The organism is Streptomyces sp. AP-93 (genome assembly GCF_022808175.1).
In the GTDB taxonomy this organism is placed as follows: domain Bacteria; phylum Actinomycetota; class Actinomycetes; order Streptomycetales; family Streptomycetaceae; genus Streptomyces.
This window is the reverse complement of record NZ_JALGBX010000008.1, coordinates 70,560-96,029: the sequence shown is the minus strand read 5'-3', so window position 1 is coordinate 96,029 and position 25,470 is coordinate 70,560. Positions and strand designations below refer to the sequence as shown.

Here is a 25,470-nt window from a genome sequence, read left to right as displayed (position 1 = left end):
CCCCTGCCGCGTGCGGCGCCGTTGCCGGGGGCCGGCCCCCGGACCCCCGCTCCTCAAACGCCGGAGGGGCTGAAATTGCCCTACGGGCAATCCAGCCTCGCCGGCGTTTGAGCCGGCTACGCCGTCACGTGGTCGATCAAGTGCTCCACCGCGCCCAGGAGGGTGGGCTCCAGGTCCTTGTACGAGGTCACGCGGGACAGGATGTGCTGCCAGGCGGCTCCGGTGTTCTCCGGCCAGCCCAGAGCGCGGCAGATGCCCGTCTTCCAGTCCTGGCCGGGCGGGATCACAGGCCAGGAGCGGATGCCGAGGGCCGAGGGTTTCACCGCCTGCCAGACGTCCACGTACGGGTGTCCCACGATCAGGACGTGCGGGGAGGTCACCGAGGCGGCGATGCGGGACTCCTTGGAGCCGGGGACCAGGTGGTCCACCAGGATGCCCAGGCGGGCGTCGGCCGCGGGGGCGAAGTCGGCGACGACGGCCGGGAGGTCGTCGATGCCCTCCAGGTACTCCACCACGACGCCCTCGATCCGCAGGTCGTCGCCCCAGACCCGTTCGACCAGTTCGGCGTCGTGGCGGCCCTCCACGTAGATCCGGCCCGCCCGGGCCACCCGCGCCCGGGCCCCGGGGACGGCGATGGAGCCCGAGGCCGTACGGGCCGGGGCGGCCGGCCCCCGGACCGGGCGGGTCAGGGTCACCACCGCGCCGTCCAGGAGGAAGGCGCGGGGTTCGAGGGGGAAGACGCGGCGTTTGCCGAAGCGGTCCTCCAGGGTGACCGTGCCCGCCTCGCAGGCCACCACCGCGCCGCAGAAGTCCGTACCCGCCACCTCGACCACCAGGCCGGGATCGGCCGGCACCTCCGGGACGGGCTTGGCGCGCTTCCACTGCGGGGTCAGGTCGGGGGAGTACTCACGCATCCGGCCGAGGGTAGGAGAGCGGGCCGCCTCAGGTGTCCGACACGCCGAAACGGATTGCCAGTGTGTCGCGTTGGGCACGCACGAAGGCCGCGTCGACCACCGCTCCGTGACCCGGCACGTACAGAGCGTCGTCCCCGCCCAGGGCGAGGAGCCGGTCCAGGGCCGCCGGCCACTGCCGGGGCGCCGCGTCCGGACCCGCCTGCGGCTCGCCCGATTCCTCGACCAGGTCGCCGCAGAAGACCACCTCGCGCGCACCGGGCACGAAGACGGCCAGATCGTGCCGGGTGTGCCCCGGGCCCACGTTCGCCAGCAGCACCTGCACCCCGCCCAGGTCGAGGGTCCACTCGCCCGACACCAGGTGCCGGGGGATCACCAGCAGGTCCGCCGCCTCGGCCGCCTCGGCCTCCGGCAGGCCTTGGCGGACCGCGTCGGACCGCAGCTCGTCCCGGCTCACGGAGAGCAGGTCGTCCAGTCCGACCGGACCGTAGACCTCCGCCCCGGCGAAGGCCGCACCACCCAGAACGTGGTCGAAATGTCCGTGTGTGAATGCGAGATGGGTCACGCGCCGACCTGCCAGCCGCTCCGCCTCGGCCCGCACCAGAGAGCCCTCCCGCAGGGAGGACCCGGGGTCGATCAGAAGGGCGGAATCCTCGCCCACCACCAGTCCCACGGTGCAGTCCCACACCGGCAGCCGCTTGCGGCCGGCCCGCTCGGTGAGCCGTTCCCAGCCTGCCTCTTCCCAACGCACGTCCATGCCGCGACGCTACCTTGGCGGGCCGCCCTTGCTACGGGCGTACCACCCCGCCGTACACTGACCGGGGGATCTCTGGCACTCGAACGCTCAGAGTGCCAGCAGGCAGGGCCTGCCGAAGCCGCGAACGACGGAAACGATGGAGGTGTGCGCGATGCTCAGCGAACGCAGACTCGAAGTGCTGCGCGCCATCGTCCAGGACTACGTCGGGACGGAGGAGCCGGTCGGCTCCAAGGCGCTCACCGAGCGGCACCGGCTCGGCGTCTCGCCCGCCACTGTGCGCAACGACATGGCCGTGCTGGAGGACGAGGGCTACATCGCCCAGCCCCACACCAGCGCCGGCCGGATCCCCACGGACAAGGGCTACCGCCTCTTCGTCGACAAGCTGGCGGGGGTCAAACCGCTGTCGACGCCCGAGCGCCGGGCCATCCAGAACTTCCTCGACGGGGCCGTGGACCTCGACGACGTCGTCGGCCGTACGGTGCGGCTGCTCGCGCAGCTCACCCGGCAGGTCGCCGTCGTCCAGTACCCCTCGCTGACCCGCTCCACCGTCCGGCACGTGGAACTGCTCTCGCTGGCCCCGGCCCGCCTGATGCTCGTCCTCATCACGGACACCGGCCGGGTCGAACAGCGGATCGTCGACTGCCAGGCCCCCTTCGCGGACACCTCGCTCGCGGACCTGCGGGCCCGCCTCAACAGCCGTGTCGTCGGCCGCCGGTTCACCGACGTGCCGCCGCTGGTGCAGGACCTTCCGGAATCCTTCGAGAACGAGGACCGGGTGACGGTGCGTGCCGTCCTCGACACCCTCCTCGAAACGCTGGTCGAGGAGGCGGAGGAGCGGCTGATGATCGGCGGCACCGCCAACCTCACCCGCTTCGGACACGATTTTCCCCTGACGATCAGGCCGGTGCTCGAAGCGCTGGAGGAGCAGGTCGTGCTCCTCAAGCTGCTGGGCGAGGCCAGTGAGTCGGGAATGGCCGTAAAGATCGGGCATGAGAACGCCTACGAGGGACTGAACTCCACGTCCGTCGTCTCGGTCGGCTACGGTTCGGGCGGCGAAGCAGTCGCCAAACTCGGCGTGGTCGGACCGACCCGCATGGACTACCCCGGAACGATGGGAGCGGTACGCGCAGTGGCACGTTACGTCGGACAGATCCTGGCGGAGTCGTAAGTGGCCACGGACTACTACGCCGTTCTCGGCGTGCGCCGCGACGCATCGCAGGACGAGATCAAGAAGGCATTCCGGCGGCTCGCGCGCGAGCTGCACCCGGATGTGAACCCCGATCCCAAGACGCAAGAGCGTTTCAAGGAGATCAACGCCGCCTACGAGGTCCTCTCGGACCCGCAGAAGAAGCAGGTCTTCGACCTCGGTGGCGACCCGCTGTCCTCCTCGGGCGGCGGCGGAGCCGGCGGCTTCGGAGCGGGTGGCTTCGGCAACTTCTCCGACATCATGGACGCCTTCTTCGGCCAGTCCTCGCAGCGCGGACCGCGCTCGCGGACCCGCCGCGGCCAGGACGCCATGATCCGCCTCGACCTGGAACTGGACGAGGCGGCCTTCGGCACGACCAAGGACATCCAGGTCGACACGGCCGTCGTCTGCACCACCTGCTCCGGCGAAGGCGCCGCCCCCGGCACCTCGGCGCAGACCTGTGACATGTGCCGCGGCCGCGGTGAGGTCTCGCAGGTCACCCGGTCCTTCCTGGGCCAGGTCATGACCTCGCGCCCCTGCCCGCAGTGTCAGGGCTTCGGCACCGTGGTCCCGACCCCCTGCCCCGAGTGCGCGGGCGACGGCCGGGTCCGCTCCCGCCGCAGCCTCACCGTCAAGATCCCGGCGGGCGTCGAGAACGGCACCCGGATCCAGCTCGCGGGCGAAGGCGAGGTCGGCCCCGGCGGCGGCCCCGCCGGCGACCTGTACGTGGAGATCCACGAGCTGCCGCACCCGACCTTCCAGCGGCGCGGGGACGACCTGCACTGCACGGTCACCATCCCGATGACCGCGGCGGCCCTGGGCACCAAGTGCCCGCTGGAGACGCTGGACGGCCTCGAGGAGATCGACATCCGGCCCGGTACCCAGTCCGGCCAGGCGATCCCCCTGCACGGCCGGGGCGTCACGCACCTGCGCGGCGGCGGCCGGGGCGACCTGATCGTCCACGTCGAGGTCACCACCCCGAGCAAGCTGGACCCGGCGCAGGAGGACCTGCTGCGCCAGCTCGCCAAGCTGCGCGGCGAGGAGCGGCCGCTCGGCCAGTTCGCGCCGGGCCAGCAAGGCCTGTTCAGCCGCCTGAAGGACGCCTTCAACGGGCGCTGAGCCGCGCGCGGAGCAGCGTACGGGCAGCGTACGGGCAGCGTACGGGCAGCTACGAGAACACCTGCGAGCCCGGTCCGGGGATGCCCCGGACCGGGCTCGCGGCATGCGGGACGGCAGGGCGGCGGCGGTATTCGGGCACCCCGGTGAAGGGGACTATGCCAGGCGAATGCCGTGATTCGGTCCCGTGAGCGGGACATGGCACGATGCAGCTCATGTCCTCCGCACCGAACGGTCTCTTCGCGTACCCGATCGTGCAGGCGCCCATGGCGGGCGGCGCGTCCTGCCCGCCGCTCGCGGCCGCCGTGTGCGAAGCGGGCGGACTGGGCTTCCTCGCCGGCGGCTACAAGACCGCCGACGGCATGTACCAGGAGATCAAGCGGCTGCGCGCGCTCACCCGCCGCCCCTTCGGCGTCAACCTCTTCCTGCCGCAGACCTCCCACGTGGACCCGGCCGCCGTGGAGGCCTACCGCGGGCACCTCGCCAGCGAGGCCTCCTGGTACGAGATCTCCCTCGCCGACGAGGACATCATCGGAACCAGCGACGACGGCTATGACGCCAAACTGGCCATTCTCATCGAAGACCCGGTACCCGTGGTCTCGTTCACCTTCGGCCTGCCCTCGCCCGCGGCCTTCACCTGCCTGCGCAAGGTCGGTACGTACACGATCGCCACCGTCACCTCCGTCGAGGAGGCCCGCGCCGCGCAGGCGGCCGGCGCCGACGCCGTCTGCGTCCAGGGCGTGGAGGCGGGCGGCCACCAGGGCACCCACCGCGACGACCCGCAGGGCGACGGCACGGCCGGAGTCGGCCTGCTCGCGCTCGTCGCGCAGGTGCGCGAGGCCGTGGCCCTCCCGATCATCGCGGCGGGCGGCCTGATGCGCGGCTCGCAGATCGCCGCGCTGCTCGCCGCGGGCGCGGAGGCGGCGCAGCTCGGCACGGCCTTCCTGGCCTGCCCGGAGTCCGGCGCCCACGCCCTGCACAAGAAGGCGCTGACCGACCCGCTGTTCGTCCGGACGGAGCTGACCCGGGCCTTCTCGGGGCGGCCGGCCCGCGGGCTGGTCAACCGGTTCATGCGCGAGCACGGCCCGTACGCCCCGGCCGCGTACCCGCAGGTGCACCACCTGACCGCGCCGCTGCGCAAAGCCGCCGCCGCGGCCGGGGACCCGCAGGGCATGGCCCTGTGGGCGGGCCAGGGGCACCGGCTGGCGCGGGCCCTGCCGGCCGGGGAACTGGTGGAGGTGCTCGCGGCGGAACTCGGCGCGGCACAGGACGTGTTGAAAGCAATGCAGATGAGGAGTGCGTCATGACCGCCCCGGTGTTCGTGGTCGAAAAGGTTCCCTCGGGGCCGGAGTTCGTCCTGGACGGCCCCGAGGGCCGCCACGCCGTCTCCGTGAAGCGGCTCGCCCCGGGCGAGGACGTGGTGCTGACCGACGGCCGCGGCCGGTGGACCGAGGGGGTGGTCAAGGCGGCGGAAGGCAAGGACCGTCTGGTGATCACGGACCTGGAGTCCGTCATGGAGGAGCCGGAACCCGTCGTTCGGATCACCGTCGTCCAGGCCCTGCCCAAGGGTGACCGGGGTGAGCTCGCCGTCGAGACCATGACGGAGACCGGCGTCGACGCGATCGTGCCCTGGCAGGCCTCGCGCTGCATCACCCAGTGGCGCGGCGACCGGGGCGCCAAATCCCTCGCGAAGTGGCGGGCCACCGCCCGGGAGTCGGGCAAGCAGTCCCGCCGGGTGCGCTTCCCCGAGGTCGCGGAGGCGCTGTCGACGAAGCAGGTGGCGGCGCTGCTCGCGGAGGCCGACCTCGCGGTGGTCCTGCACGAGGACCGGGACGCCCCCTCGGGCGCACTGGCCACCGCGGAACTGCCCGCCGCCGGCTCCATCGTCCTGGTCGTCGGACCCGAGGGCGGGGTCTCCCCGGACGAACTCGCCGCCTTCGCCGCGGCCGGGGCGCACCCGTACCGGCTGGGCCCCTCGGTGCTGCGCACCTCCACGGCGGGCACGGCGGCCGCGGCGGTCCTGCTGGCGAGGACGGGCCGCTGGTCCTGACCGGTCGGGCGGCGGCGGTGGTGGATACGATGCCCGAACCGATCACCCGTCACGAAGGGTTCAGCACATGGCCGGGGAACCGCAGGCCGACTGCCTGTTCTGCAAGATCATCGCTGGGAACATCCCTGCGACGGTCGTACGGGAGACGGACACCACCGTCGCCTTCCGCGACATCAACCCGCAGGCGCCCACCCACGTCCTCGTCATCCCGAAGGTGCACTACGCCGACGCCGCCGCCCTCGCGGCCGCGGAGCCCGGGATCGCCGCCGACGTCCTGCGCGAGGCCGGTCGCATCGCCGCCGACGAGAAGATCGTCGAGCACGGCTACCGCGTCGTCTTCAACACCGGCGCCGGCGCCGGTCAGACCGTCTTCCACGCCCACGCGCACGTCCTCGGCGGGCGCGGGCTCCAGTGGCCCCCCGGATAAGACGTGTCCGTACGGGAATTCGTGGTCCTCGGCACCGCCAGCCAGGTACCCACCCGCGACCGCAACCACAACGGCTACCTGCTGCGCTGGGACGGCGAGGGCATCCTCTTCGATCCGGGCGAGGGCACCCAGCGCCAGATGCTCCGCGCCGGGGTGGCCGCGCACGACATCAACCGGATCTGCGTCACCCACTTCCACGGGGACCACAGCCTCGGCCTCGCCGGGGTGCTCCAGCGGATCAACCTCGACCGGGTCCCGCACCCCGTCACCGCCCACTACCCGGCCTCCGGGCAGAAGTTCTTCGACCGGCTGCGGTACGCCACCGCCTACCGCGAGACCGTGCAGCTCTCCGAGGAGCCGGTGGCCGAGGACGGGATCCTGGCGCGCGGGGACGCGTACACCCTGGACGCCGTACGGCTCTCGCACCCGGTGGAGTCCTTCGGCTACCGGCTCACCGAGCCCGACGGGCGCCGGATACGGCCCGAACTGCTCGCGCTGCACGGGATCAAGGGGCCGGACGTGGGCCGGATCCAGCGCGAGGGCAGCCTCGGCGGGGTCACCCTCGACGAGGTCAGCGAGGCGCGCCCCGGACAGCGGTTCGCCTTCGTCATGGACACCCGGCTCTGCGAAGGCGTCGAGGTGCTCGCGGCGGGCTGCGACATGCTGGTGATCGAGTCGACCTTCCTCGACGAAGACGTCCGGCTGGCCACCGACCACGGGCACCTCACCGCCGGGCAGGCCGCCCGGGTGGCCCGGGACGGGGGAGTGCGGCACCTCGTGCTGACGCACTTCTCGCAGCGCTACGGGGACCCGTCGGAGTTCGAACGCCAGGCCCGGGCGGCCGGCTTCGAGGGCGAGCTGACGATTGCCGCCGACCTCGTACGGGTTCCCGTGCCGAAGCGGGCCGACTAGCTGGAGGGGCGGCCCGGCCCCGGCCCGGCCCCGGCCCGGAGCCGGGGGCTCGACGCCCGCGTCCGGTGATGCCGCCGCTCAGCGCGACCACGTCGCGGAGCAACCCCGGGCGCGTGGCCCTGCGGGGCTGTCCCCTACCCGCCCTTCCACCGTTCCCCGGGGCTGCGCCCCGGACCCCTGGGGCTCCGCCCCGGACCCCGCGCCTCAAACGCCGGCGAGGCTGGGTATGGCCGGCGTCAGCCTGTACGTGCCTGCCACCCCAGCCAAAATCAGCCCCTCCGGCGTTTGAGGAGCGGGGGTCCGGGGGCTGGCCCCCGGGAACGGCGCCGCACCCGGCAGCGGGTCCGGGCGCAGCCCGGGGAACGGTGGAAGGGTGGGTAGGGGACGGGCCCCGCAGGGCAGCTCCGTCCGGGCGGCCGTCCCGGGTTCAGGGGCCCGTCCGCCGGCGGGCTAGACCCCGGTGCGGGTCCGGCGGCGGGGCCGCTCCCGGCCCCGGCGGGCCGCCGCGGGGGAGAGCAGCAGCACCCGGAGCGGGGGCAGGCGCAGCGGCCGGGCGCGGAGCTGCGGGAGCTCCACGACCTCCAGCTCCTGCGCACCGACCCGCGGCACCGAGCCGGCCGGCGTCCCGGCTCCGGCGGCGAGCACGGCCGCCGGGGCGCCGCCGCGCCGGCGCACCGAGCCGGGGGTCAGCGGGCGTCCGCCGACGTGCAGGGCGACCGCGGCCATCGGCCCGGCCACCGCCAGCAGCAGGCCCCCGAGGACCAGACCCATGCCGGGGAACCCCGCACCCTCGGCGAGCAGGCTCCCCGTGACGGGCCCGCAGGCCACGCCGAGCGAGGACGCGGAACCGACCAGGACGGCCCAGCGCCCGCGCGGGTCGAGGGCGGCCGCGAGGCCGATGGCGTAGGAGAGCACGACGGGGTAGACCGCGTTCCACAGGATCTCCCCGGCCGCAAAGGAGCCCAGGTCCCGGGCGTGCGAGGCCAGCACCACGCAGCAGGCGATGACCACCGTGCCCACGCCCACCGGGACCGCCCGCCCGAGCCGGGCCCCGAGCGCGGAGGCGGCCGTGACCCCGAGCAGCCCGGCGCCGAGCGCGGCCGCGAAGACCATCCCGAGGGTGACCTCGGACAGGCCCGCCTGCTGCGCACCGATGCGGCCGCTGACGCCCCACAGGGCGTTCTGGGCCAGCGACCACAGCATCAGGGCCCCGGCGAGGACCATCCCGGCGCGCGGGTAGGGCAGCCGCCCGGAGGTCCGTACGGCGCTGTCGGTGCGGTCCCTGGGGTCCGTACGGTCGGCGCCGTCGAGTCGGCCCGTCGCCGGCCAGCACACCAGCGCGACCAGGGCGATCGCCGCGAACGGCAGCCAGTGCCCGCCGCCGAGCCGGGGCAGGGTCAGGTACAGGGCCCCGGCCGTCGCCGACACCGACAGCAGCCCCAGCGAGGAGGTCCGGTGCGGGTCGCGCTGCGCGGCGATCCCGGAGGCGGCCACGGCGGTGACCGTGCCCGAGCCGAAGCCGCCGAGGACGGCGCCCGCGATGACGAGCGGGAGCTGCGCGGTGGCGGCCGCCGTGCCGTACCCGAGGACGGGGAGCAGCAGTCCGAGCCGGGCCAGCGGGCGCGGCCCGTGGCGCGGGATGCGGGAGGCGAGGGTGAATCCGGCGGCGGCCGAGCCGAGCAGCAGCACGGAGCCGATCAGTCCGGCCTGTGCGGGGCTCAGCGGGAGGTGTGCGTCGAGCCGGCCGACGACGGTCGGCAGCAGGTACGGGGCGACGTAACCGGAGGTGAAGAGCGCGACGAGCGGCCAGGCGGCGGGCGGCGCGGGGGTGCGGTCGGGCACGGGTGTTCCAGGTGGTGCAGGTGGAGCGTGAGATTCCGCAAGACCGCGGGGCTCATATCTATCAAGCGGCCCGATCTCCCGAGAAGGGCGTTCAGGTGGTGATCTGCGTCACACTGTAGGCCGGGTCCTCCCGCGCGGGAGGACCCGATGGCGGAGGTGGGTTGAGCCGAGTGGGACACGTGGCTCAAGCCTGGTGAAGAAACGACCCGCCAAGATGAAGTACGCGCGCCGAACCGAACGGGGAGTACATCGTGACCAGTCGCAGCAGCCGGGACAGCCTCGACTCCGCCGTGGACCCGCTCGGGCCGCTGCGCAACCCCCAAGAACCGGGCTGCGACGTCTTCCTGACGGGCACGGTCTTCCTCGACATCATCTTCACCGGGCTCGACTCGGCCCCCGTGCGCGGCACGGAGTCCTGGGCGCGCGGCATGGGGTCCAGCCCCGGCGGCGTCGCCAACATGGCCACCGCCCTCGCCCGGCTCGGCCTGCGCACGTCCCTGGCCGCCGCCTTCGGGGACGACCACTACGGGGAGTACTGCTGGGACGCCCTCGAACAGGGCGAGGGCATCGACCTGTCGATGTCACGGACCGTGCCCGGCTGGCACAGCCCCGTCACGGTCTCGATGGCGTACGAGGGCGAGCGCACGATGGTCTCCCACGGCCACGAGGCCCCGCCCCCGGCGGGCCCCGGACCGTTCCCCCAGTGCCCGCCCCGCGCCCGCGCGGCCGTGGCCTCGCTCGGCCCGGGCGGCGGCGAGGCCTGGGTCGCCGAGGCGGCCCGGCGCGGGGCCCGCGTCTTCGCCGACGTCGGCTGGGACGACAGCGGGCGCTGGGACCTGGGGGCGCTGGCCGACCTGGAGCACTGCGAGGCCTTCCTGCCCAACGCGGGGGAGGCGATGGCCTACACGCGCACCGACTGCCCGCGCGCGGCGGCCCGGGCGCTGGCCGAGAAGGTGCCGATCGCGGTGGTGACGATGGGCTCCGAGGGCTCGTACGCGGTGGACGGGCGGACCGGGGAGACGGCCGAGGTTCCCGCGATCGCGGTCGACGCCCTGGATCCGACCGGGGCGGGTGACGTGTACGTGGCGGGCTTCCTGACCGGCACCCTCGCCGAGTGGCCGCTCGCGGACCGGCTCGCCTTCGCGGGCCTGACGGCCGCCCTGTCGGTGCAGGAGTTCGGCGGCTCCCTCTCGGCCCCCGGCTGGCCGGAGGTGGCCCACTGGTGGCGCACCGCCCCGGAGGCCCTGCGCGGGCGGTACGGCTTCCTGGACGACCTCGTTCCGCGGGCCGCCGCCCCGGCCAGCCGCCGCCGGGCGGTCCCGACGATCGGCTTCCGCCAGTCGGCGTAGGGCCTGGCCGGCCGGGGAACGCAGCCGGGGGGCGGGCGGGGCCGCGCCCCCGACCCGACGCCCGCGCCCCGGGTGGTCCGGCCGGGTGCGGCGCCGTTTCCGGGGGCCGGCCCCCGCGGACCCCCGCTCCTCATACGCCGGAGGGGCTGATCCTGGCCCCCGGATCCCCCCTCCTCAAGCGCCGAAGGGGCTGAGGTGGGCCGGGCGGCCCGGGCCCCTCAAGGGACCCCGTAAAACCCCTCGGGGATGCCGGGGTGGCGACGTAGGCTTGGAGGTCCGGAGGCCGTCGAACGGCGCGGCCCCTCAGTGGGAGGTATGCGCAGGCCACAGTGCCGGCCCATGACTCAGACACCGACAGCCCAGACCCCGGCGCCGGGACAGGCGCGAGCCCACTTCACCGTCCCGGCCACCCACCCGATGGTGTCCGTCCTCGGCTCGGGCGACGCCCTTTTGCGCGTGATCGAGAAGGCCTTCCCGAGGGCCGACATCCATGTTCGGGGAAATCAGGTCAGCGCGATCGGAACGGCGGCGGAAGTCGCTCTGATCCAGCGCCTGTTCGACGAGATGATGCTGGTGCTCCGCACCGGGCAGCCGATGACGGAGGACGCAGTGGAACGCTCGATCGCCATGCTCAGGGCGAACGGCACCGGTGGCGGTGACACGGAGACCCCCGCCGAGGTGCTCACCCAGAACATCCTCTCCAGCCGCGGTCGCACGATCCGCCCCAAGACCCTCAACCAGAAGCGGTACGTCGACGCGATCGACAAGAACACGATCGTCTTCGGCATCGGCCCCGCCGGTACCGGCAAGACCTACCTCGCCATGGCCAAGGCGGTCCAGGCCCTGCAGTCCAAGCAGGTCAGCAGGATCATCCTGACCCGCCCGGCGGTGGAGGCAGGCGAACGCCTCGGCTTCCTCCCCGGCACCCTCTTCGACAAGATCGACCCGTACCTGCGGCCGCTCTACGACGCCCTGCACGACATGATCGACCCGGACTCGATCCCGCGGCTGATGGCGGCGGGCACCATCGAGGTGGCGCCGCTGGCATACATGCGTGGCCGCAATCTGAACGAGGCCTTCGTGGTCCTCGACGAGGCGCAGAACACCACCCCCGAGCAGATGAAGATGTTCCTGACCCGGCTCGGGTTCGACTCGAAGATCGTCGTCACCGGTGACGTGACCCAGGTCGACCTGCCGGGCGGCGCCAAGAGCGGTCTGCGGCAGGTGCAGGACATCCTCGAGGGCGTGCCGGACATCGCCTTCTCGCGGCTCACGTCCGAGGATGTCGTCCGGCACAAGCTGGTCGGCCGTATCGTCGACGCGTACGAGAAGTACGACGACAGCCAGGACGCGAAGCAGTCGCGGAACGGCTTCCAGCGGAAGTAGAAATCAGCGCACCATGTCGATCGACGTCAACAACGAGTCCGGAACCGATGTCGACGAGCGGGCGATCCTCGACATCGCCCGCTACGCACTCGCCCGGATGCGGATCCACCCGCTCTCGGAGCTCTCCGTCATCGTCGTCGACGAGGACGCGATGGAGCAGCTCCACATCCAGTGGATGGACCTGCCCGGACCCACCGACGTCATGTCCTTCCCGATGGACGAGCTGCGTCCGCCGAAGAAGGACGAGGAGGAGCCCCCGCAGGGGCTCCTCGGTGACATCGTGCTCTGCCCCGAAGTCGCCAAGAAGCAGGGCGAGGACGCGCCGACGCAGCACTCCATGGACGAGGAGCTCCAGCTCCTGACCGTCCACGGGGTGCTGCACCTGCTCGGGTACGACCACGAGGAGCCCGACGAGAAGGCCGAGATGTTCGGCCTCCAGGCGGCCATCGTGGACGGCTGGCGCGGCGAGAACGGCGTGACCGGCCCGTCCCCGGCGCCGACCGTCTCATGACCGGTGATGTCCAGCTGATCACCGGGGCCGTCCTGCTGGTCGTGGTGGCCTGGTTCGCCGCGTGCGCCGAGTCCGGGATCGCCCGGATCTCCGCCTTCCGCGCCGAGCAGGCCGTACGGGAGGGCCGGCGCGGCAGCGCGAAGCTGGCCCAGGTCGCCGGCGACCCCACCCGCTACGTCAATGTCGCGCTGCTGGTCCGGGTCACCTGCGAGATGGCGGCGGGCGTGCTCGTCACGTACGTCTGCCTCGACGCATTCGGGGAGAACTGGACCGCACTGCTCGTGGCCATCGCCGTGATGGTGCTCGTGTCCTACGTGGCCGTCGGCGTGTCTCCGCGCACCATCGGCCGGCAGCACCCGCTGAACACGGCGACGGCGGCGTCCTACGTCCTCGTACCGCTCGCGCGGATCATGGGGCCGATCCCGCAGCTGCTGATCCTCCTCGGCAACGCGCTCACGCCCGGGAAGGGCTTCCGCAAGGGGCCCTTCGCCTCCGAGGCGGAGCTGCGCGCGATGGTCGACCTCGCGGAGAAGGAATCGCTGATCGAGGACGACGAGCGCCGCATGGTGCACCAGGTCTTCGAGCTGGGCGATACGCTCGTGCGCGAGGTCATGGTGCCGCGCACCGATCTGGTCTGCATCGAGCGGTACAAGACGGTCCGGCAGGCGACCACGCTCGCGCTGCGGTCCGGCTTCTCGCGGATCCCGGTGACCGGGGAGAACGAGGACGACATCGTCGGCATCGTGTACCTGAAGGACCTGGTCCGCAAGACGCACATCAGCCGGGACGCGGAGAGCGACCTCGTCTCCACGGCGATAAGGCCCGCGGTGTTCGTGCCGGACACCAAGAACGCGGGCGACCTGCTGCGCGAGATGCAGTTGGTGCGCAACCACGTGGCGGTTGTCATCGACGAGTACGGCGGCACCGCGGGCATCGTCACCATCGAGGACATCCTGGAGGAGATCGTCGGTGAGATCACCGACGAGTACGACCGGGAGATCGCGCCGGTGGAGGAGCTGGGCGGGGACCGCTACCGGGTCACCGCGCGGCTGGACATCACCGACCTCGGCGAACTGTTCAAGGTGGACTCCTTCGACGACGAGGACGTGGAGACGGTCGGCGGACTGCTGGCCAAGGCGCTGGGCCGGGTGCCGATCGCGGGCGCCTCGGCGGTGGTGGACCTGCCGGACGGGCGGCCGCTGCGGCTGACGGCGGAGTCTCCGGCCGGACGGCGGAACAAGATCGTGACCGTGCTGGTGGAGCCGGTGGTCCCGGTGGAGGGCCAGGAGGGGGAGACGGAGTGACGCCGGCGGAGCTGCGCGACTTCTGTCTGGGGTTCAACGCGGCGGTGGAGGAGTTCCCCTTCACTCCGGAGACCTCGGTGTTCAAGGTGCTGGGGAAGGTGTTCGCGCTGAGCGCGCTGGACGCCGACCCGCTGAAGGTCAACCTCAAGTGCGATCCGGAGCAGGCGGTGCGGCTGCGGGCGGAGCACGAGGCGGTCGTACCGGGCTGGCACATGAACAAGCGGCACTGGAACACGGTGACCGCGGGCGGGCCGGGGGCGCTGCCCGACGCGCTGGTCCGGGAGCTGGTCGAGGACTCGTACGACCTGGTGGTCGCGGGCCTGCCGAGGGCGGAGCGGCTGCGGCTCGACCGGCCGTAGGGGATGGTTTCCGGCGTCCCCGGCGTCCCCGGCGTCCCCGGCGTTCCCGTCCGTGGAATCCCGGAGGGGTCCAAGGTCATCGATCACAGGACCTTCGGGGCCGTGGGCCCGCTTACGCAGCGCTTAGTTTTATCCCTGCGCCACCAAGGTCCCGGGGGGACGCCGGGGGTGGAGGGGAGAGCGCGTCTGCGGGGTCGTCGTGCGGCCCCGCCGACGCGCTCCATATGCTTCGGGCTATGACCGACAGCACCGGGATCGACCCCGAAGACACCAAGATCATCACGTTGGCGCGCAGCGCCCGGGCCCGCAACGGCGTGCCCGAGGGGGCGGCGGTCCGGGACGAGACCGGCCGTACGTACGTCGCCGGAACCGTGGCGCTGGACTCCCTGAAGCTGAGCGCGCTCCAGACGGCCGTCGCGATGGCCGTGGCCAGCGGCGCCCAGTCCCTGGAGGCGGCGGCCGTCGTCAGCGCCGCGGAGGCACCCTCCGACGCCGACCGCGCGGCGGTCCGTGACCTCGGCGGCCCGGACACCCCGGTCCTCCTGGCGGGCCCGGACGGCACCCTGAAGTCGACCACTCCGGCAGGCGCCTAGGCCGCCGGGCCGTCCGGCCCGGCGGCCCAGGTGCGCAGGAACTCCGCCGTCTCAGTGTGGCCGAAGCGGGTCGCCCAGTCGGCGGGGGTCAGGGCCTTCCAGGGGATGTGCGGATCCGCTCCGTGCTCCAGCAGGACCCGGGCCGTTTCCGTGTGGCCCTCGGCCCCCGCACGGCCCAGAGCGGTGGCGCGCAGCCCGTTGGCGCGGTCGGGGTCGGCGCCGGCGGCGAGCAGTTGTCGCACGATGCCGGTGTGGCCCCTGGTGGCCGCCTGCACCAGCGGCAGTTCCTCGTTGTACGGGCCCGTGATCTGCTCGGGGCCGGCGCCGGCGGCGAGCAGGACGCGCACCACCCCGTCCCGGCCCTCGTGCACGGCGACGTCCAGTCCCGTGCGCCTTTCGGCGTTCCGCGCGTCCACGGCGACACCCCGGCTCAGCAGCCGCGAGACGGTCGCCTCGTCCCCGGCCTCCGCCGCCCGTACCAGCTCGTCCGCCGCCGCCGTCCCGCCCGTGTCGTCCACGGGCCCATCCTGGCAGCCTGCCCGTGGGGCGGGCCGTCAGGCCGTGACGGCCTCGGCAGGGGTCCGGCGGCGGATGACCATCGCCATCAGGGCGGCCATCGCGCACAGGGCGCCCGAGGCGTACCAGACCGGGTCGTACGAGCCGAAGGCGTCGCGGGCCACGCCGCCGAGGAAGGCCACCACCGCCGCGCCGATCTGGTGCGAGGCCAGGACCCAGCCGAAGACGATGGCGCCGTCCTCGCCGTAGTGCTCGCGGCACAGCGCGATCGTCGGCGGGACCGTCGCGACCCAGTCCAGGCCGTAGAAGACGATGAAGAAGATCATCGGCGGGTGGACGGTCGGGGCCAGCAGCATCGGGAGGAAGAGCAGCGAGACCCCGCGCAGGGCGTAGTAGACGGCGAGGAGGCGGCGGGATTCGAAGCGGTCCGTCAGCCAGCCGGAGAACACCGTGCCGATGATGTCGAACACGCCGATCACGGCGAGGAGTCCGGCCGCCGCCGTCACCGGCATGCCGTGGTCGTGGGCCGACGGGACGAAGTGGGTCTTCACCAGCCCGTTGGTCGAGGCCCCGCAGATCGCGAAGGTGCCCGCCAGCAGCCAGAAGGGGCCGGTCCGGGCCGCCTTGGCCAGGACGCCCACGGCCCGGCGGGCGGCGCCGGGGACGGGGGCGGGCTTGGCGGTGTACTCGCCCCCGTACGGGGTGGTCCCGATGTCCGCCGGGTGGTCGCGCAGCAGCAGCCAGACGAAGGGCACGACGGCCAGGGCCGCCAGCGAGACGGTGACAGCCGCCGGGCGCCAGCCGTGGTTCTCGACCAGCCAGGCCAGCAGCGGCAGGAAGATCAGCTGTCCGGAGGCCCCGGCGGCGGTCAGGATGCCGGTGACCAGGCCGCGCCGGGCGGTGAACCAGCGGTTGGTCACGGTCGCGGCGAAGGCCAGGGCCATCGAGCCGCTGCCCAGGCCGACCAGGACGCCCCAGTACAGGATCAGTTGCCAGGAGGTGGTCATCCACACGGTGGCCAGCGAGCCGCCGGCTATGACGGTCAGCGCGAGGGCGACGACCCTGCGGATGCCGAAGCGGTCCATCAGCGCGGCGGCGAACGGCGCGGTGATCCCGTACAGCGCGAGGTTCACGGAGACGGCGAGGCCGATCGTGCCGCGCGACCAGTCGAACTCCTCGTGCAGCGGCTCGATGAGCAGACCGGGGAGCGAGGCGAAGCCTGCGGCGCCGATGATCGTCACGAAGGCGACGGCCGCGACGAACCAGGCGCGGTGGATGCGGTGCGGAGGCCGGGGCGGCACGGGCGCGTCGGCGGGGGAGCCGGTCCCGGAGGCGGGCGTCGGTGCGGGGGAGGGGCCGGGGCCCGGGTCTGTCTGCGTCACGTCGACAGTTTCCGGCCGCCGGGGATCCGTACGACAGCGGCCTGACCGACACCCTTCGATATGATCGGGCCATGGAGACTCGCGCGCACCGTGTCCACCGTGTTGTCGTACTCGCCCTCGCCGGTCTGCTGCCCTTCGAGCTCGGGATCCCGCACCGGATCTTCGGGCGGGCGGAGGATCCCGCCGGGCGGCCGCTGTACGAGATCCTCACCTGCGGGCTCGCCCCCGGCCGGGTCCCCACGGACGCCGACTTCGACATCCACGTCGAGCACGGCCCCGAACTGCTGGCCACGGCCGACACGGTGGTCGTCCCCGCCTCCTACGAGCTGGGCCCGGTCCACGACGAGGGCCGGCTCACCCCCGAACTGGCCGCCGCCCTCGCGCACATCAGGCCCGGCACCCGGCTCGTCTCCATCTGCACGGGCGGCTACGTGCTGGCCGCCGCCGGGTACCTGGACGGCCGCCGGGCCACCACCCACTGGTCCGCCGCCGGGCACTTCCAGCAGACCTTCCCGGCCGTCCTGGTCGACCCGGGCGTGCTCTACACCGACGACGGGGACGTGCTCACCTCCGCCGGAGTCGCCGCCGGGATCGACCTGTGCCTGCACATCGTGCGCCGCGACCACGGCGCGGCCGTCGCCAACCACACCGCCCGGTACACCGTCGTACCGCCGCACCGCGAGGGCGGACAGGCCCAGTTCATCGAGCGCCCGGTGCCGCAGTCGCAGCGGTCGGCCACCACCGCGGCCCGCGCCTGGGTGCTGGACCGGCTGCACGAACCGCTGCGGCTGACCGACCTGGCCCGGCAGGAGGCGATGTCGGTACGGACCTTCACGCGCAGGTTCCGCGAGGAGTCGGGGCTCAGCCCGGGCGAATGGATCGTCGGGCAGCGGGTGGACCGGGCCCGCGCGCTGCTCGAGCAGACCGACCTGCCGATGGAACACGTCGCCCGGGAGGCGGGCTTCGGGACCGCGCAGTCCCTGCGCAAACACGTCCAGGCGGCACTCGGCGTGAGCCCGACGGCCTACCGGCGGACCTTCCGCGACGCCGCACCGGGCGCCACCCTGCCATCTCCTGATGGGACATCAGTTGCTGCCGGGTCCGTGCATTGACTTATCCCCCCGCCCGCTCGTGAATGGCCCCCTGGCGGGGTACGGGATCCCAGGGGGCGGTCAGTGCGGACTTCGGCGCGAACGACGGCGCGAACGGCGGCGCGGACAACGGCGCGGCACAGAGGGTGGTCGGCGGCCGTCGGCATGGCGGTCCTGGCCGCCGCGACCGGGGGCGCGCTGAGCGCGCCCGCCGCCGCGGAGGGGGAGACGCCTTCCGGGCAGGTCGAGTTCCCCACGCACTGCCTGCCGCCGCAGGAAGCCGGACTGCCACCGGCCGACGGGCCCACCACCGCCCGGATCACCGTCGACGACTCCACGCCGCGCGTGGGCGACACCGTCACCGTCACCTACCAGGTGACGCGGACCCCCGCCGTGAACCCGCTCTCCGTCGGCCTGCCCGCCGACGTCCTCACCCCGACCGGGCGGATCGTGCTCGGGGGCGTGCAGCAGGGCGAGGTCACGGTCGTCGGGGCCAAGCGCAACGATCCCGTCGAGGCGGGCGGCGCGCTGCCCGCCGTCACCATGACCGGCACCTTCACCGTCACGGCCCCCGGTGAGATCACCCTGGCCCCGGGCGGCTACACCCTGCACACCGGCCACCTGCTCGAACTGGACACCGTCTGCGCCGCCGCCTCCGGGAGTGCGGCCCCGGGACCGGACCCGGCGCCCTCCGCAAAGCCCTCCGCGTCGGCCTCCGGGTCGGCGTCTGCGGCGCCGTCGCCGGTGTCCCCGTCCCCGTCTCCCTCCACGGTGCCGGTGCCGGCCGGGCCGCCGGTCGCACAGCGGATCACCGCGAGCCCGCTGCCGACGGCCAACCTGCGCGCCGTCGCGCTCGGTACCGCCGCGGGAGCCCCGGGGGCCCGGGTCAAGGTCACCGGAGCCGGCTTCGTCCCCGGCGCGGAGGTCACCGTGGCCGGCCGGACGGGCACGGCGCAGACCGCCGACCGGGTCACGGCGAAGGCCGACGAGCTGGGCGTGGTCCTCGCGGAGCTGGCGGTCACGGACCGGGCGACCACCGCCGTCGTGGCGTACGAGGGCGAGGTGTGGACTCCGGAGCGGGGCTCCGGCCCGTCCGCGTACACGGTGATCGCCGCGACCCCGCTGCCGCCGGGCAGCCAGACGATCACGGCGGTCGTGGAGCAGGGCGAGCTCGGCATGACCCAGGAGGGCGACGCCGTGACCCTGGCCGCCGTCCCGTACGGGGACGGCGGAGCGGCGGCCGGGCGGATCGGCACGGTCACCGTCAAGGACGCCCGCGGCGGGCCGGCCGGGTGGTCCCTGATCGGCAAGGTCACCGATTTCACCGGCTCCGGCGGGGTCCGCATCCCCGGCGCCTCCCTGAACTGGACCCCGGAGTGCGCGGCCGCGCCCGGCAGCCCCAGCGCGTGTACGCCGGGCAGCGCGGGCACCGTCGGGCCGGACGGGGCGGTCCTGGCCTCCACCGGTGACGCCGCGCTCGTCGGCGGCACCTTCACCGTCGACGCGGCCGTCACCCTCCAGGTGCCCCCGTACACCCCGCCGGGCGCCTACACGGCGGTGCTGACGCTGACCCTGTCGTGACCCGGCCCGGCCTCTCCGCCACCCCTGTGCCGCTGCGCGGAGCGAAGTCCCCGCAGCGACCCTTGCCGCTGCGCGGAGCGAAGTCCCCTCCCCGCCCTTCGCCCGTTCCCCGGGCGCTGCCCGGACCCCCCTGGGGCTCCGCCCCGGACCCCGCGCCTCAAACGCCGGCGAGGCCGAATATGGCTGACGCCGGCGAAAATCCAGCCCCTCCGGCGTTTGAGGAGCGGGGTCCGGGGCGGAGCCCCGGGGAACGGGGGAAGGGCGGGGTGGGGAGAGGGGCAGCCGCGGTAGCGGCACTGGCCGCGCGGGTGCGGCGGCGCCTGGCCACGGCCGCGGTCGCCGCCGTGTTGGCAGGGATCGGGCTGCTCGGCGGAGCCGGACCCGCCGCCGCCGCCGACAACGGGCAGTGGTCCGTCCTGCCCGCCGCCAACACGCTCGGGCAGCGCCCGTACTTCTACCTCGCCGCGGCCCCCGGCCAGGCCGTCACCGACTCCGTCACCATCGCCAACCGCACCGACCGGCCCCGCACCTTCCGCCTCTACGCCGCCGACGCCTACAACACCGCCCGCGACGGCGGCTTCGCCCTGCGCGGGCCCGAGGAGCCGCGCACCGCCACGGGTGCCTGGACGGCCCTGGCGCGGGATCGGATCACCGTCCCGGCGAAGACGGCGGTCGACGTCGGCTTCACCCTCACCGTCCCCGACCGGGCCGAACCGGGGGACCACCCCGGAGCCGTCGTCGCCCTGGAGGACCGGCCGGCCGCCGCCGGTCAGGGCATCGCCAGACAACAGGGGATAGGGATCCAGCAGGCCGTCGCCGCCCGCCTCTACCTCAGGGTCACCGGTCCCACCGCCCCCGCCCTGGCCGTCGAGGACCTCCGCACCGACCGCGGCGGCGCCGCCGGCGCGGAGATCTCGTACACGCTCCACAACCTCGGAAACGTCACCCTGCGCCCCCGCGCCACCCTGACCGCCTCCGGGGCGCTGGGCCGGGGCCTCCTCTCCCGCCCCCTCACCGGCCTGCCCGCCGAGCTGCTGCCCGGGCAGCGGGTCCGGCTCACCGCGCGCTGGGCGGAGGCGCCCGCCCTGGAATGGGCCGAGGTCGCGGTGGTGGCGCGGGCCGACGGCGCGGCCGCCCGGGCCGCCGCCGGACACGCCGCGCACCCCGCCCTGAACGGTCTGCTGGCGGCCGCTCTCGCCCTCGTGGCGGCGGCCTGGTCGGCGCTGGGAGCCGCATCGGGGAGAATGGCCCGTATGAGCGATCGTTCCCCCGAGACCACCAGCCCGCACCGTGCGGGTTTCGCATGCTTCGTCGGCCGTCCCAACGCGGGGAAGTCGACCCTGACCAACGCGCTCGTGGGTACCAAGGTCGCGATCACCTCCAACCGGCCGCAGACCACCCGCCACACGGTCCGCGGCATCGTGCACCGCCCCGACGCCCAGCTCGTCCTGGTCGACACGCCCGGCCTCCACAAGCCGCGCACGCTGCTCGGCGAGCGGCTGAACGACGTCGTGCGCGCGACCTGGTCCGAGGTCGACGTGATCGGCTTCTGCCTGCCCGCGGACCAGAAGCTCGGCCCCGGTGACAAGTTCATCGTCAAGGAGCTCGCGGGGATCAAGAAGACCCCCAAGATCGCCATCATCACCAAGACCGACCTCGTCGAGTCCAAGGTGGTGGGCGAGCAGCTCATCGCCGTGCACCAGCTCGCGGAGGAGCTGGGCTTCGAGTGGGCCGAGATCGTCCCGGTCTCGGCGGTCGGCGACACCCAGGTCCAGCTGCTGGCGGACCTGATCGCGCCGATGCTGCCGAAGAGCCCGCCGCTGTACCCGGAGGGCGACCTCACCGACGAGCCCGAGATGGTGATGGTCGCGGAGCTGATCCGCGAGGCCGCGCTCGAAGGCGTACGGGACGAGCTCCCGCACTCCATCGCCGTGGTCGTCGAGGAGATGATCCCCCGGGAGAACCGCCCGGCGGACCGTCCCCTGCTGGACATCCACGCCAACCTCTACATCGAGCGGCCGAGCCAGAAGGGCATCATCATCGGCCCGAAGGGCGCCCGCCTGAAGGAGGTCGGGATGAAGTCGCGCAAGCACATCGAGGCGCTGCTCGGCACCCCGGTCTTCCTCGACCTGCACGTGAAGGTCGCCAAGGACTGGCAGCGCGACCCCAAGCAGCTGCGCAAGCTGGGGTTCTAGCCACCGTCCCGTCCGGATCGGGCAAGGCCCCTTCGGCGGACGGAGTCCGGCGCAGCGCCCCGAAGCCCGGGAGGCCCGCGAGGGCCGACCGGTGCGAGGGGCGCATCAAGAGGAGCGCCGCCGCACCTTCACCGCGTTGTCCGTACGGGTCCCGGGCCGGCCGTCAGGTTGGTTCTGGACCCGTACGTGTTCCTCCGCCAGCAGCACCTCCCAGGCGCCGGCCTCCAGTTCCAGCTGGGCGAGGACCCCGTCCGGGGTCGGGAAGTCCACCTCCGGGCGGTCCTCCTGCCAGGACGCCCAGCCCGCGTGGCCGACGACGAGCAGGATCCCGCCGGGGGCCACGGCCGCGGCGGCCCGGCGCAGGATCCGCTCGCGCGGGAACTCCCCGAAGGTGTGCAGGAAGCACGCGGAGACCAGGTCGTACTCCCCGGCCGGGAAGGACTCCGCGAGGTCGTGCCGCTCCCAGGCGGTGCGGTCCGCGACCCCGGCGTCGGCGGCGTGGGCCGCCGCCCGCTCCAGGGCGACCCCGGAGATGTCCGTCCCGGTGACGTACCAGCCCTGCCGCGCGAGCCACACGGCGTCGCCGCCCTCGCCGCAGCCGAGGTCCAGGGCCCGGCCGGGAGCGAGCGGGGCGGCCTCCCGTGCCAGTACGGCGTTGGCGTCGCCGCTCCAGATCCTTTCGCTCTCGCGGTAGCGGGAGTCCCAGAACTCCTCGCCCGCGAAGTCGCCCTCCAAGTCGCTCTCGGGGGAGTGGGGGGAGTGGGGGGCGTGGTCGTGCGCGTGCGCCATGTCGGCCTCTTTCCGGTCGGTACGGGTACGGGTGCCCGCGCCTTCGATGCTCCGCCCGGACCGCGGCCCCGGCCAAGCGACCTTGCCGTTTCCGCAACCCGCAAAAGAACGGGCTCAGAGTTGCGCGGGACGCCCCCAGTCGGGCGGCAACAGGTGCGAGAGGTCGCGCAGGCCGAGCTCCCGCCACTGCCCGAAGGACAGCGGGGGCGCGCCGCCCGGGTGGTCGGGCGACAGCGGCACGATCAGCCCGCAGGTGGCCCGGCCGTCCCACCACACCGTCCCGGCCAGCGGCCCCGTCAGCGCGAGCAGCGTGGAGAAGCCGCAGCCGTTGTCCTGCAGCACCACGGAGCCGGCCGTCTTGCGGTCCTCGAACCCGTCGGCCTCGGCCTCGGCCCAGGCCTGCCGGGCCGTCCGGCAGGCGGCCTCGTCGGGGAAGTCCCCCTCGCGGGGGAACCGGTCCCACAGCGCCGCATCCGCCTCGACGTAGGAATCAGGGTGCGGGAAGGGCGCGGGCAGCAGATCCCGCCTCGTGTCGGGGTTCCCCGCCCACCACCAGCCGGCCGGACCCCGCTCCAGCCGGTGCAGCAGGCCGCCCGCGCTCACGTCGAGGAGGTACGAGCGGTACGCGGGCGGGAAGCGGATGCCGAGCTCCCGCTCCGCCTCCGCCACCTCGGCGCCGGTCAGCGGGGGGTGATCCGGCGGCGGTGGCGCGGTGGGCCACCCCGGGGCCCGCGACCGCGTGCGGCGGCGGGCCGGCAGCCCGCCGATCAGCAGCCGGCCGATCACAGCAGCCGGCCGATCACAGCGGCCGGTCCGCGATCAGGGCCGTGCCCACGGAGCGGAAGCCGAGGCGGGTGTAGAGGCGGGCCACGTCTTCGTCGCCCGCCGACAGGAAGACCGTGCGGGCTCCGCGGGCCAGGGCGTCGGCGACCAGGGCCGCCGTCACCGCGAGGGCCAGGCCCTGGCGGCGGGCCGAGGGGAGGGTGCCGACACCGACGACCTCGGCGACGTCGCCGACCGGGATGTACTGGCCGGAGCACAGGACCACGCCGTCGCGCACGGCCGCCGCCAGGGCGGTGCGGCCCGACTCGATCATCCCCGCGACGCGGAGCCTGCGGCCCTCCGAGGCCGGGTCCTGCTCCGCGATCGCGAGCTCCGCGGGGCCCGCCTCGCCCACCGCCGTGCCGGGCGCGGCGAAGGCCAGCATCGGCACCGTCACCGCCGGGCGCAGCAGCGGGTCGGCCGCGCCGAACACGCGTACGTCCGGATGTGCGGGGGGCCGTACCGCCGCGGGGTCGAGCACCATCAGCGGGTGCGCGTGGACGGTCAGCCCGGCGGCCTCGGCGGCGGCCCGCAGGGAGGGGGTGGTTTCGGCCACCCACTCGAAGGCCTCGGGGATCCGCAGCTCGCGCTGCCGGGCCAGTACCCGCTCGACGTCGGCCACCGAGACGCCACCGGCCGAGGCGGCGCCGAGCGCGGGCCGCGCGTAGTACGGCCAGCCGTCGCTCTCCTGGACGAAGAGGGTCAGCGGGCCGAAGTCCTCGGCCCGCGCCCCGCCCGCCCTGGGTGCCGTGTCGTAGTAGCGCTCAAGCTCGGGCAGGACGTCGGAACTCGTGATCATCCGGCCATCCAAGCAAGCGGTCCGCGATCAAGCACGTCTTTTGATCAGGCACCTTCTTTCAGGACGCGGGAGATCAGCGAGCGCTGTGCGTCCGAGAGGTTCGGGTCCTGGCAGAGCACCGTCCGCCCGTCAACGGTGATCCGGTACGAGAATCCGTCCCGGACCCGGTCCGCCGAATGCCCCGGAGGGACGGGCCGCAGGGCAAGCTGCGCCAGCGCCTGCCACTCGTCCTCGTCGGGCAGGCCCGATGTGTCCACCTCGCCCCGCCGCTCGATCCCCGCGAAGCCGCCCGTCCGCACCACCTGAATCCGCATGACCGCCCTTCTACCCGACGCCTGCTAGCCCAAGCCGACGGTCGACCACGCCTTCTGCAGCGCCTGGTGTTCCGCGCCGCCGTCGCCGTACCGGGTGACGGCCGCGGCGGTCGTCAGGGCGGCGAACCGGGCGAAGTCCGCCTTCGGGCCCAGCTCCCCGCCGGTCAGGGTGTCGTACCAGATCCGTCCGGCCCGGTCCCAGGCCTTGCCGCCGAGCTCGGTCGCGACGAGGTAGAAGGCGTGGTTGGGGATGCCGGAGTTGATGTGCACCCCGCCGTTGTCGCGGGAGGTGCGGACGTAGTCGTCCATCGTCGCGGGCTGCGGGTCCTTGCCGAGTTCGTCGTCCTCGTACGCCGTCCCGGGCGCCTTCATCGACCGCAGGGCGAAGCCGCTGTCCACCGAGGGCCCGAGGAGTCCGGCGCCGATCAGCCAGTCGGCGTCCCCGGCCGTCTGGTCCAGGGAGTACTGCTTGATGAGGGAGCCGAAGACGTCGGACACGGACTCGTTGAGCGCGCCGGACTGGCCGTAGTACTCCAGGTCGGCGGTGTACTGGGTGACCCCGTGGGCCAGCTCGTGCCCGATGACGTCCACGGAGACGGTGAAGTCGAGGAAGAGGTCCCCGTCTCCGTCGCCGAACACCATCTGGCTGCCGTCCCAGAAGGCGTTGTTGTACAGCCGGTCGTAGTGGACGGTGGCGTCCAGCGGCAGCCCGGCGTCGTCGATGGAGCGGCGCCCGAAGGCCTTGAAGAAGAGCTCGTAGGTGGCCCCGAGCCCGGCATAGGCACGGTTGACGCTGGCGTCCTGGCCGGCGTCCTCGCCCTCGCCGCGGACCTTCTTGCCGGGCAGCCGGGTCTGGTGCTGCGCGTCGTAGATGGTCCGCTCGGGGGTCTCGGACGGAGTCTCCCCGGCGGGCGGGAGCACCGCCATCAGGCGCCGGACCCGGTGGGAGGCGTCCAGCTCGAGGGTCCGCCGCGCGGCGGCGGCCCGGGCGGGGTCCTCCGAGCGGGCGATCTTGTCCAGGAGGTGCGGCGGCACCACGGTGCAGAAGACGGGGTGGCGGGGGGTGAGGAAGGCATCCATGCCCGGCAATGTGGCAGCGGGTGATGGCTGTGTCACTAGGGGCGACCATGATTCATTCAGTTGTCTGAAAGTGCTCGCGCCGCGTTGACGGAACAACCGGACATCGGGCCGGGCGGACAAGAGGCAAAGAGGCTTAGCTCACAAAGGGTGCAAAACGGACCTGCGGGTCTTGCATACTGAAACAGGTCCCGGATTACG

The 25,470-nt window shown here is 73.6% G+C and carries 25 protein-coding genes and 1 pseudogene; 16 read left to right on the top strand and 10 right to left on the bottom strand.

Going from position 1 to position 25,470, the window contains the following annotated elements:
• Positions 1-116: 116 nt before the first annotated feature.
• Together MTF69_RS15480 and MTF69_RS15475 are read right to left on the bottom strand one after the other, a co-directional pair.
• Positions 117-914 (bottom strand): DUF3097 domain-containing protein, encoded by a 798-nt coding sequence (locus MTF69_RS15480; RefSeq protein ID WP_243334759.1) that lies wholly within the window; start codon positions 912-914, stop codon positions 117-119.
• Between the two features lie 28 nt (positions 915-942).
• Positions 943-1,668 (bottom strand): MBL fold metallo-hydrolase, encoded by a 726-nt coding sequence (locus MTF69_RS15475; RefSeq protein WP_243334757.1) that lies wholly within the window; start codon positions 1,666-1,668, stop codon positions 943-945.
• 151 nt (positions 1,669-1,819) lie between these two features.
• On the opposite strand from MTF69_RS15475, the gene hrcA reads away from it, so the two are divergent.
• From hrcA to MTF69_RS15445, 6 genes are all read left to right on the top strand, one after another.
• Entirely contained in the window at positions 1,820-2,836 is a 1,017-nt protein-coding gene (hrcA, locus tag MTF69_RS15470) for a heat-inducible transcriptional repressor HrcA (protein WP_243334754.1), read from the top strand.
• Positions 2,837-3,973, top strand: a complete 1,137-nt coding sequence (gene dnaJ, locus MTF69_RS15465) for a molecular chaperone DnaJ (protein ID WP_243334753.1) — start codon at positions 2,837-2,839, stop codon at positions 3,971-3,973.
• 212 nt (positions 3,974-4,185) lie between these two features.
• Positions 4,186-5,277 carry a nitronate monooxygenase gene (locus MTF69_RS15460; RefSeq protein WP_243334751.1) on the top strand — a complete coding sequence of 364 codons (1,092 nt, stop codon included), beginning with the start codon at positions 4,186-4,188 and terminating at the stop codon, positions 5,275-5,277.
• Complete coding sequence (locus MTF69_RS15455; RefSeq protein ID WP_243334749.1) at positions 5,274-6,020, top strand: 16S rRNA (uracil(1498)-N(3))-methyltransferase; 747 nt, start codon at positions 5,274-5,276, stop codon at positions 6,018-6,020. The genes MTF69_RS15460 and MTF69_RS15455 overlap by 4 nt, the downstream gene beginning before the upstream one ends.
• A 67-nt stretch (positions 6,021-6,087) precedes the next feature.
• Positions 6,088-6,447, top strand: coding sequence for a histidine triad nucleotide-binding protein (locus MTF69_RS15450; protein ID WP_243334747.1), 360 nt, complete (start codon positions 6,088-6,090; stop codon positions 6,445-6,447).
• Positions 6,448-6,450: 3 nt separating this feature from the next.
• The gene (locus MTF69_RS15445; protein WP_243334745.1) at positions 6,451-7,359 is read left to right on the top strand and encodes a ribonuclease Z; all 909 of its coding nucleotides are present in this window, start codon (positions 6,451-6,453) and stop codon (positions 7,357-7,359) included.
• A 450-nt stretch (positions 7,360-7,809) separates the two neighbouring features.
• Here MTF69_RS15445 and MTF69_RS15440 read toward each other — a convergent pair whose 3' ends face one another.
• Positions 7,810-9,201, bottom strand: a complete 1,392-nt coding sequence (locus tag MTF69_RS15440) for an MFS transporter (RefSeq protein ID WP_243334743.1) — start codon at positions 9,199-9,201, stop codon at positions 7,810-7,812.
• A 248-nt stretch (positions 9,202-9,449) separates the two neighbouring features.
• On the opposite strand from MTF69_RS15440, the gene MTF69_RS15435 reads away from it, so the two are divergent.
• The 6 genes from MTF69_RS15435 to MTF69_RS15410 all read left to right on the top strand — a co-directional run bounded on the left by MTF69_RS15435 (position 9,450) and on the right by MTF69_RS15410 (position 14,703).
• The gene (locus tag MTF69_RS15435) at positions 9,450-10,550 is read left to right on the top strand and encodes a PfkB family carbohydrate kinase (protein ID WP_243335079.1); all 1,101 of its coding nucleotides are present in this window, start codon (positions 9,450-9,452) and stop codon (positions 10,548-10,550) included.
• Positions 10,551-10,889: 339 nt separating this feature from the next.
• Positions 10,890-11,936 carry a PhoH family protein gene (locus tag MTF69_RS15430; RefSeq protein ID WP_243334742.1) on the top strand — a complete coding sequence of 349 codons (1,047 nt, stop codon included), beginning with the start codon at positions 10,890-10,892 and terminating at the stop codon, positions 11,934-11,936.
• Between the two features lie 13 nt (positions 11,937-11,949).
• On the top strand, positions 11,950-12,447 hold the full coding sequence (ybeY, locus tag MTF69_RS15425; RefSeq protein WP_243334740.1) for an rRNA maturation RNase YbeY: 498 nt from the start codon (positions 11,950-11,952) through the stop codon (positions 12,445-12,447).
• Positions 12,444-13,751: a hemolysin family protein gene (locus tag MTF69_RS15420; protein ID WP_243334731.1), complete on the top strand. Its 1,308-nt coding sequence runs from the start codon at positions 12,444-12,446 to the stop codon at positions 13,749-13,751. Before ybeY ends, MTF69_RS15420 begins: the two co-directional genes overlap by 4 nt.
• Entirely contained in the window at positions 13,748-14,110 is a 363-nt protein-coding gene (locus MTF69_RS15415) for an MmcQ/YjbR family DNA-binding protein (RefSeq protein WP_243334729.1), read from the top strand. The genes MTF69_RS15420 and MTF69_RS15415 overlap by 4 nt, the downstream gene beginning before the upstream one ends.
• Positions 14,111-14,346: 236 nt before the next feature.
• On the top strand, positions 14,347-14,703 hold the full coding sequence (locus tag MTF69_RS15410; RefSeq protein WP_243334727.1) for a cytidine deaminase: 357 nt from the start codon (positions 14,347-14,349) through the stop codon (positions 14,701-14,703).
• Here MTF69_RS15410 and MTF69_RS15405 read toward each other — a convergent pair.
• Positions 14,700-15,221, bottom strand: coding sequence for an ankyrin repeat domain-containing protein (locus MTF69_RS15405; protein ID WP_243334725.1), 522 nt, complete (start codon positions 15,219-15,221; stop codon positions 14,700-14,702). The two genes, MTF69_RS15410 and MTF69_RS15405, sit on opposite strands and share 4 nt — an antisense overlap.
• A gap of 36 nt (positions 15,222-15,257) precedes the next feature.
• Positions 15,258-16,601: an MFS transporter gene (locus MTF69_RS15400; protein WP_374323099.1), complete on the bottom strand. Its 1,344-nt coding sequence runs from the start codon at positions 16,599-16,601 to the stop codon at positions 15,258-15,260.
• Between the two features lie 71 nt (positions 16,602-16,672).
• Here MTF69_RS15400 and MTF69_RS15395 point away from each other — a divergent pair, with 71 nt between their 5' ends.
• From MTF69_RS15395 to era, 4 genes and pseudogenes are all read left to right on the top strand, one after another.
• Positions 16,673-17,713 carry a GlxA family transcriptional regulator gene (locus tag MTF69_RS15395; RefSeq protein WP_243334723.1) on the top strand — a complete coding sequence of 347 codons (1,041 nt, stop codon included), beginning with the start codon at positions 16,673-16,675 and terminating at the stop codon, positions 17,711-17,713.
• Between the two features lie 144 nt (positions 17,714-17,857).
• Positions 17,858-19,273 (top strand): WxL domain-containing protein, encoded by a 1,416-nt coding sequence (locus MTF69_RS15390; RefSeq protein ID WP_243334721.1) that lies wholly within the window; start codon positions 17,858-17,860, stop codon positions 19,271-19,273.
• 179 nt (positions 19,274-19,452) lie between these two features.
• Positions 19,453-19,998: pseudogene (locus MTF69_RS15385) on the top strand (WxL protein peptidoglycan domain-containing protein); the annotation flags it as partial.
• 519 nt (positions 19,999-20,517) lie between these two features.
• Entirely contained in the window at positions 20,518-21,468 is a 951-nt protein-coding gene (gene era, locus MTF69_RS15380; protein WP_374213701.1) for a GTPase Era, read from the top strand.
• A 105-nt stretch (positions 21,469-21,573) separates the two neighbouring features.
• Here the strand turns inward: era and MTF69_RS15375 are convergent, their stop codons facing one another.
• From MTF69_RS15375 to MTF69_RS15355, 5 genes are all read right to left on the bottom strand, one after another.
• Positions 21,574-22,257 (bottom strand): cyclopropane-fatty-acyl-phospholipid synthase family protein, encoded by a 684-nt coding sequence (locus MTF69_RS15375; protein ID WP_243334719.1) that lies wholly within the window; start codon positions 22,255-22,257, stop codon positions 21,574-21,576.
• Between the two features lie 114 nt (positions 22,258-22,371).
• On the bottom strand, positions 22,372-23,043 hold the full coding sequence (locus MTF69_RS15370; RefSeq protein ID WP_243334718.1) for an SMI1/KNR4 family protein: 672 nt from the start codon (positions 23,041-23,043) through the stop codon (positions 22,372-22,374).
• A gap of 13 nt (positions 23,044-23,056) precedes the next feature.
• Positions 23,057-23,878, bottom strand: a complete 822-nt coding sequence (locus MTF69_RS15365) for a GNAT family N-acetyltransferase (protein ID WP_243334716.1) — start codon at positions 23,876-23,878, stop codon at positions 23,057-23,059.
• A 44-nt stretch (positions 23,879-23,922) separates the two neighbouring features.
• The gene (locus MTF69_RS15360; protein ID WP_243334714.1) at positions 23,923-24,192 is read right to left on the bottom strand and encodes a protealysin inhibitor emfourin; all 270 of its coding nucleotides are present in this window, start codon (positions 24,190-24,192) and stop codon (positions 23,923-23,925) included.
• 24 nt (positions 24,193-24,216) lie between these two features.
• Complete coding sequence (locus MTF69_RS15355; RefSeq protein WP_243334712.1) at positions 24,217-25,272, bottom strand: M4 family metallopeptidase; 1,056 nt, start codon at positions 25,270-25,272, stop codon at positions 24,217-24,219.
• Positions 25,273-25,470 lie beyond the last annotated feature (198 nt).